The 8,205-nt window shown below is 45.3% G+C and carries 5 protein-coding genes; 3 read left to right on the top strand and 2 right to left on the bottom strand.

The features are described 5' to 3' along the window. The 3 genes from bchD to F6K53_RS34300 form a co-directional block, all read left to right on the top strand. Window positions 1-1,929: magnesium chelatase ATPase subunit D (gene bchD / locus F6K53_RS34310; RefSeq protein WP_293083781.1), on the top strand; the 1,929-nt coding region annotated here is incomplete at its 5' end. Window positions 1,930-2,430: 501 nt separating this feature from the next. Continuing rightward, window positions 2,431-3,735, top strand: coding sequence for a hypothetical protein (locus tag F6K53_RS34305; RefSeq protein ID WP_293027258.1), 1,305 nt, complete (start codon window positions 2,431-2,433; stop codon window positions 3,733-3,735). Between the two features lie 413 nt (window positions 3,736-4,148). Continuing rightward, window positions 4,149-5,255 (top strand): TRAP transporter substrate-binding protein, encoded by a 1,107-nt coding sequence (locus tag F6K53_RS34300; RefSeq protein WP_293027261.1) that lies wholly within the window; start codon window positions 4,149-4,151, stop codon window positions 5,253-5,255. A gap of 517 nt (window positions 5,256-5,772) precedes the next feature. Here F6K53_RS34300 and psbA read toward each other — a convergent pair. Continuing rightward, the gene (psbA, locus tag F6K53_RS34295; protein ID WP_070393396.1) at window positions 5,773-6,852 is read right to left on the bottom strand and encodes a photosystem II q(b) protein; all 1,080 of its coding nucleotides are present in this window, start codon (window positions 6,850-6,852) and stop codon (window positions 5,773-5,775) included. 384 nt (window positions 6,853-7,236) lie between these two features. After that, a complete protein-coding gene (locus F6K53_RS34290; protein ID WP_075902343.1) occupies window positions 7,237-7,578 on the bottom strand; it encodes a histidine triad nucleotide-binding protein in 342 nt (113 codons plus the stop codon). Between the last annotated feature and the right edge of the window lie 627 nt (window positions 7,579-8,205).

Raw genomic sequence — 8,205 nt, 5'->3', positions numbered from 1 at the left:
ATTGACCCTGGATTAGGAGGCGTTGCGATCGCAGGACGCCGTGGCACAGCTAAATCAGTGATGGCACGGGCAATCCATACCTTGCTCCCTCCGATTGAAGTGGTTAAGGGTTCCTTGAGTAACTGTACTCCAGAGGAAGCATTACAGGAACAGTTACAGGAACAGTTACAGGAACAGTTACAGGTTGACGGTTCTTCAGATACCGAAATCATCCCAGCTCCCTTCGTCCAAATTCCTCTAGGAGTGACCGAAGACCGACTCCTGGGTTCGGTGGATGTGGAACAATCTGTCAAACAAGGGGAACCTGTCTTTCAACCAGGATTACTTGCCCAAGCTCATCGGGGTGTGTTGTATGTCGATGACATTAACCTGCTTGATGACCAAATTGCTAACCAGCTACTGAGTGTTTTAACCGAAGGGCGCAACCTAATTGAGCGAGAGGGCATTAGTTTCCAACATCCCTGCAAACCAATTTTAATTGCCACTTACAATCCCGACGAGGGACCATTACGAGAACATTTATTGGACAGAATTGCCATTACCCTCTCTGCTGACGGTGTTTTGGCCTTAGAGCAACGGGTGGAGGCAGTAGAACAAGCGATCGCATACGCTAACTCTCCCCAGCAGTTTCTGGAGGAATACCAGGAGGATCTGGATACCCTCAAGACGGATATTATTCTAGCGCGAGAGTGGCTCAAGGATGTTGAGATTACCCATGACCAAATTACCTATCTCGTCAATGAAGCCATCCGAGGTGGTGTCCAAGGTCATCGGGCAGAACTGTTTGCGGTTCGAGTGGCTAAAGCTGCAGCAGCCTTAGATGGTCGTCAGACAGTTAATTCCGAGGATTTGCGTCGGGCCGTGGAATTGGTAATTGTCCCCCGTGCGACTATGGTAGAAACACCACCAGAAGAAGCACCACCTCCTCCTCCCCCACCCCCACAAGATCAATCTCAAGAAGAGCAAGACCAAGAGGAAGACAAGGAGGACGACAATGACTCAGAGGAGCAAGAACAGGAAGCTCCGAGTATCCCGGAAGAGTTTCTCTTTGACCCAGAAGGGGTGATACTTGACCCTAGTGTGCTTTACTTTGCTCAGATGGCACAACGGCAAGGTAAGTCCGGAAACCGTAGCATTATCTTTTCAGAAGACCGGGGTCGATATGTTAAACCGATACTACCGAAGGGGAAAGTAAGGCGGATTGCTGTAGATGCCACCCTCAGAGCTGCTGCACCCTATCAAAAAGCTCGTAGGCAACGTCATCCTAACCGTCGGGTGATTATCGAACAAGGGGATTTACGATCCAAGCGGTTAGCCCGAAGAGCTGGCTCCTTGGTAGTTTTTGTAGTAGATGCGTCAGGGTCTATGGCTCTAAACCGGATGCAATCTGCAAAAGGAGCAGTGATGCAGCTTCTGACGGAAGCTTATGAAAACCGTGACCAAGTCTCCCTGATTCCCTTCCGGGGAGAACAAGCCGATGTGCTGTTACCCCCTACCCGTTCCATTGCTTTAGCAAAGCGGCGTTTGGAGCGATTACCTTGTGGTGGCGGTTCCCCTTTAGCTCATGGATTGACTCAGGCGGTGCATGTGGGCATGAATGCTCAATTGTCTGGGGATATTGGTCAAGTGGTAATTGTGGCAATTACTGATGGTCGGGGCAATATTCCCTTAGCTCGTTCCTTGGGAGAAACTCTACCGGAAGGGGAAAAGCCAGATATTAAAGGGGAATTGTTGGAAATTGCCGCTCGCATTCGAGCTAATGGGGTTCAATTATTAGTAATTGATACCGAGAGTAAGTTTGTTTCTACTGGTTTTGCCAAGGAATTGGCCAAACAAGCCGGTGGTAAGTATTATCATTTACCGAAAGCAAATGATAAAGCGATCGCAGCTATGACTAAGAATGCGATCGCTGATCTCACATCTAGGTAAAGAAGGTTGACTATTGAATACTGTTTACTGTTGACTGTTAAGATTTAATCTAGTTATAGCGGTTTTCAACCTAGTCAGGTACACTTTTTGGGGTGCATCTCATTTTTTAAAATTTTGCGTAGTGGCGTGGCACACCTAAAAATGTTTGTTGGGTTTCCCTACCGCTCAACCCAACAAAGCGTTACTGGTGTTGGGTTTCATTCTTCAACCCAACCTACGCTTATTGCACCATTTTAAATGTGTCGGTCCAGTAGGGTGCGTTAGGGGGGCCTTAATTTTTCGCCTCGTAGTCAGGGTTATGTTGCTGCCCGTAACGCACCACCGTGTCAAACAGCAAAAATGAGATGCACCCAATTTTTGGGCTTTTAGGTAGCAGGGAGCAGCTATTAGTAAAGTCGGAATAAGAAAGAAATAAAAAGTTTTGTGTACATCCTTAGGTTAAAAACCGCTAGATTTCTATTTTGTCACTATCCTAAAAGCAGTACAAGCAATAAAACAACTATGAGATCTAGAATTAAATTTTTGAGCTTTCTATTATCAGCAGCAGTATTGGGGTTAACGGTAGAGTTAGCTACTCATACTTCTAGTGTAGAAGCAGGAACTAGGAGGGTTTGTGTAGGTGGACTATGTCGGGAGATTTACGTTCCAGACGTAAATGTTCCAGGGATAAATGATATAAGACGTGAAATACAAAATTGTTTCAGTGGTGGATGCGATCCAGGTAGACTGATTGATATAGGAATTCCTGTTGAAGAAATATGGGGGGAGGCTGGTAGAGGAGCTTATCGCGCTGCTGCTGAATGGATGAGAACGAACAATAGCAGTGGTCGTTCCTTAGACAACTTTCAGAAGCGATATCTACGACCTCATTTTGGAGATTTGGTTGACCGTGTTAGAGTTACCTACAATGCTAACTTGCTAGATGAATGGTCAGCTTTTGGGTATAAAATTAGTCAAGGCTCTGGAGCTCAAGCTTATTGCGACCAAATTTATGTTAACGATTCATATAGGTCGAGTGATACTAATCAGCTTGTTTTACTAGCTCATGAGCTTATTCATTCCCAGCAGTGTCAACGGCATGGTGGTTACTATGGTTTTGGTTATCATTATTTCAAAGAATATAAGAAGGCTAACCAAAATTACAGAAACAATAAGTTAGAACAAGAAGCTTTCACTTTTGAGGATCAGTTTGCCGGATGGATAGGTGTACAGGTAGCTGTTGGGGGAATACTTAGTGATTATCATTCTGGTTGTAACAGCTTAGGAAAATCACGTTCACCAGATTGCGTTGCAGCGATTCACCGATATTGCGATAAAAACAGTCGTGGCGGTGCGGGATTAAGCCAAGAAGTTGGAGCTGGTGTGTTTGGAGTAGCCTGCTTTAACCCTACATGGTATGGCGATGTTTCTGTTAATACTCTTCGTAGTTATCACCAAGGATGTGACAACTTAGGAAAATCACAAGCTCCAGAATGCGTTGCAGCGATCCACCGATATTGCTTTGAGAAACATGGTGCAGGGGCAGGATTAAGCCAAGAAGTTGGGGCTGGTGTTTTTGGAGTAGCCTGTTTTAACCCTACATGGTATGGCGATGTTTCTGTTAATACTCTTCGTAGTTATCACCAAGGATGTGACAACTTAGGAAAATCACAAGCTCCAGAATGCGTTGCAGCGATGCACCGATATTGCTTTGAGAAACGTGGTGCAGGGGCAGGATTAAGCCAAGAAGTTGGGGCTGGTGTTTTTGGAGTAGCCTGTTTTAACCCTACATGGTATGGCGATGTTGCTCCAGTACTGAGACGCTAATTTAGATAAAATGCAAAAGGCATGGTGGCGATTGCTCTTTGAGATACTTCTAAGTACTCCTCAACTAGAAAAAAATTCATCAATACCCCCAGTAAAAGTCGGCGAGGTAATAAACAAGCGATCGCTACTGTCGGGGATTTTAGGAGCTGCGATCGCTTGCCTTAAAATGATTTTTCGATCTACTGATCCTGTTTGCCTCCTTGAGTTAACAGCGGGGAAAGCCCATTTCTCCCCTTACCGCCCTTTGCTTCTATCCCCTCAGGACTTACCCACCAAGACCCATAAAACCTGGTTTCTAGTTACAAGTCAAAGGGTGAAATCGCTGTAATTACCGTCAATAATAGGGTTTGGGGCGTAAGTGCTAAACTTGATATAATTTGCGCAAAAGATGACCAAGTGTTGAATCAAGAACCATGAAACGCCGAAAATTTTTTAGTAACGCTGCGATTGGTGCAGCCAGTACAGCTGCCTTAGCCTCCTGTAATCAAGCTAGTACAGGACCAGTTGCTCAATCCGGCAGTCAGCCTATGGTTCGATGGAAAATGGTCACGAGCTGGCCAAAATCTCTCGATACTATCTATGGGGGAGCTGATACTGTCTGTAAGCGGGTCAGTGCCATGACCAATGGGCGTTTCCAGATTACCCCCTCTGCGGCTGGTGAAATTGTACCAGGATTAGAGGTTCTCGATGCCGTCCAACAGGGAACCGTTGAGTGTGGTCATACCGCTAGTTACTACTACGTTGGCAAAAATCCTGCCCTAGCATTTGGCACTAGTGTACCCTTTGGTCTAACTGCTCCACAACAAAATGCTTGGTTGTACCACGGTGGTGGCTTGGAATTGATGCAGGAACTCTATGCTGACTTTGGGGTGATTAATTTTCCAGCAGGTAACACCAGTGCTCAGATGGGAGGTTGGTTCAAGAAACAAATTAATTCTGTAGGTGACCTGAAGGGATTAAAAATGCGTATCCCTGGATTGGGAGGTAAAGTGATGGAGCGCTTGGGGGTGAATGTCCAAGTATTACCTGGGGGTGAAATTTTCCTTGCCCTAGACCGGGGAACCATTGATGCTGCTGAATGGGTTGGTCCCTATGATGATGAGAAGCTGGGCTTGTACAAAGCAGCTAAGTTCTATTATTATCCAGGCTGGTGGGAACCCGGACCAACCCTAGAGGTACAGGTTAATAAAAAAGCTTGGGATAAGTTGCCCAAGGAGTATCAGGAAATTTTTAAAGATGCCGCCAGGTACGCCAATATAAATATGGCGGCTCAGTATGATGCTTTGAATGGAGGGGCATTGGAACGCTTGATTAAAGCGGGTGTTAAGCTGACTCCTTACTCTCAAGACATTTTGCAGGCCGCTGAGAAAGCATCATTCGAGTTATTTGAGGAAGATGCTAGCAAAGATGCCAAGTTTAAGAAAGTTTATGAACAGTGGAAAGGGTTTCGCAACCAAGTTTACAAGTGGAATGGCACAAATGAATTGAATTTTGCTAATTTCGCCTTTTCTCGGAACTAGAGCACTATCGCCATCTTAAATTACCATATTTTTTCACTGAGGGGTGTCACCCATCATTTTATGCTATATTGGGATCAGTAGATAGATGCACCCTGATGATCCAGAGAGTCTTTTTGACGGCTCTCTTATTTTTTTGCAAAAATTGATACGTGAACATATAGCACTACGCATTTAGATTAGGACATTCCTAAATTCCAAAACTTAGTCATAGCTTACTTTTGACTTCTGACTTCTAACTTCTGACTTCTAACTTCTGACTTCCGCGTAGCGCTATACCTAGGGTCAGCTGCTTGGAAAATTATTAACTGAGGGGTGACACCCCTCGCTCAATCTGTTATATTGAGATCAGTAGATAGATGCACCCTGATGACCTAGAGAGTCTTTTTGACGGCTCTCTTATTTTTTTTTGGAAAAGCGATTGGTGCTTTGCCACCAAATAAAAAAGCGCTCCCTTTTTGGAGAGCGCTGTTAGGGGGTACCTTTGTACTCCCCTAGGGGTGATCGGATTACGATCTTATTAGCCGTTGATCGCTGGAGCAGTCAAAGCTACAGGAGTAGCTTCAGCAGCTGCTAGGTCTAGAGGGAAGTTGTGAGCGTTACGCTCGTGCATTACCTCGAAACCTAGGTTGGCACGGTTTAGTACGTCAGCCCAGGTGTTGATCACGTGACCTTGTGAGTCGATGATGCTCTGGTTGAAGTTGAAACCGTTGAGGTTAAATGCCATGGTGCTGATGCCCAGTGCAGTAAACCAGATGCCGATTACAGGCCATGCACCTAAGAAGAAGTGCAAGGAACGGCTGTTGTTGAAGGAAGCGTATTGGAAGATTAAACGACCGAAGTAGCCGTGAGCTGCAACGATGTTGTAAGTTTCTTCCTCTTGACCGAACTTGTAACCATAGTTCTGAGACTCAGTTTCAGTAGTCTCACGTACTAAGGAGGAGGTTACCAAAGAACCGTGCATTGCACTGAACAAGGAACCACCGAATACACCGGCTACACCTAGCATGTGGAAGGGGTGCATCAGGATGTTGTGCTCAGCTTGGAACACGAACATGAAGTTGAAGGTTCCGCTGATACCTAGAGGCATACCATCGGAGAAAGAACCTTGTCCAATTGGGTAGATCAAGAATACGGCGCTAGCAGCTGCAACGGGTGCGCTGTAAGCGACGCAGATCCAAGGACGCATACCTAAGCGGTAGCTCAGTTCCCACTCACGACCCATGTAGGCAAATACACCAATCAGGAAGTGGAACACTACCAACTGGTAAGGACCACCGTTGTAAAGCCACTCATCTAATGAAGCAGCTTCCCAGATTGGGTAGAAGTGTAAGCCAATGGCGTTAGAAGAAGGAACAACAGCACCAGAGATGATGTTGTTGCCATACATCAGAGAACCAGCAACGGGCTCGCGGATACCATCGATGTCCACAGGAGGAGCAGCGATGAAAGCAATGATGAAGCAGGTGGTAGCAGCTAGCAGGGTTGGGATCATTAATACACCAAACCAACCTACATAGAGGCGGTTGTTGGTGGAGGTGACCCAATTGCAGAACTGAGACCACACAGAGGTGTTGCTCTGCTGTAATACAGTAGTCATGTTCTTATGATTGCGGGTATGAATATGAAGTTATCGAGGTTCGTCCGGCTTGTGTGCGCCTTCATGTACTTATATTAAGCAATATATTTATTTTTGTAAAGGGTTTTGAGAGTAATTTACCCTCAGGTTATTAAATAATGTAAATAAGTAAAAGTTATATTAAAGAAGTCTTGACAAATAAATATGAATGTGATATAGGAAGAATAGGTAAACCAAAATAGCGATCGCATACAAGATAGCGATCGCATAAAACTAGAGGCCCTCCATCGAACGCCTATATATATAGAGCCTGAAATATAGAGCCTGAGCCTGGTTCTTTCCGTAACTCCTAACTTAGAAACCTACTTACGACTAAGCACTCAACACTGAGCATTAAAAAAAACCTCAGCCAGGAGGCCACTTCATTTGGCGTTGACCCAAAATGTGCAAATGCAGGTGATCAACAGTTTGACCACCATCAGCACCATTATTAATCACCAGTCGATAGCCATTGGTCAAACCGGCTTGCTCAGCAACTTGCTTAGCAGTTAAGAGCAGGTGTCCCATCAGGGCTTGATCTTCAGACTGAGCTGCTGCCAGTTGAGGAATGGGCTTCTTGGGAATTACCAGAATATGAACTGGTGCCTGAGGGTTAATATCCTTGAAGGCAAGGGCTAAATCGTCTTCATAAACAATATCCGCTGGAATTTCTCGGCGGATAATCTTGCTAAAGATGGTTTCGCTCATAGCAGCTGCCAATACTATGTTTACTAGATCAGATGCAATTGTGACACAAAATGTCAGTTAGCTATAGCATTTTTATTTGAGTTGTGAACATAGTCGCGCTTGGGTATTGGCAATAGGCAATAGGCATGCTAGCAAGAGGGAAGAAAGTAGATCGGGATTTTTGGTAGCGATGCAGCGCGGTCTTGGGGGTTTCCCCCATTAGCGACTGCATCAAGACAATGGAAAGAACTTTCATTCTTGTGAGACCATAATGCCCGCGTTATAGTTCACAAAATAGTTATAATTGTGCAACCACTATCATCTGAAACGATTTCCTCATATCTATTGGATATAGGGCTGTGTACTGATACTTTTAACCCGGACAAATTCTGACATCTTGGATATCTAGGATATCCAAGATGTCAGAAAAGCTGAGTACTACATCCCCGACTGCTTCGAGGAAGGTGGTAATTACGGTCGATGCCTGGTATTATCCAGGGCACCTCCGCTCCAGAACCGTGCGTGAAGTCGGGTAAGGTTTGTAGATTACTCTACTCCCCTCCCCTAAGAACCGGACTTGACAGTTACCCATCATCCGGCTCAAGCCTTACTTCAAGCCTTCTGCTTGGTTTTCTTTTTGCCATGAAG

It is taken from the genome of Moorena sp. SIO4A1 (assembly GCF_010672065.1).
Classification (GTDB): domain Bacteria; phylum Cyanobacteriota; class Cyanobacteriia; order Cyanobacteriales; family Coleofasciculaceae; genus Moorena.
The sequence above is the reverse complement of the archived record's forward strand: the minus strand, read 5'-3'. Positions and strand labels throughout refer to the sequence as shown.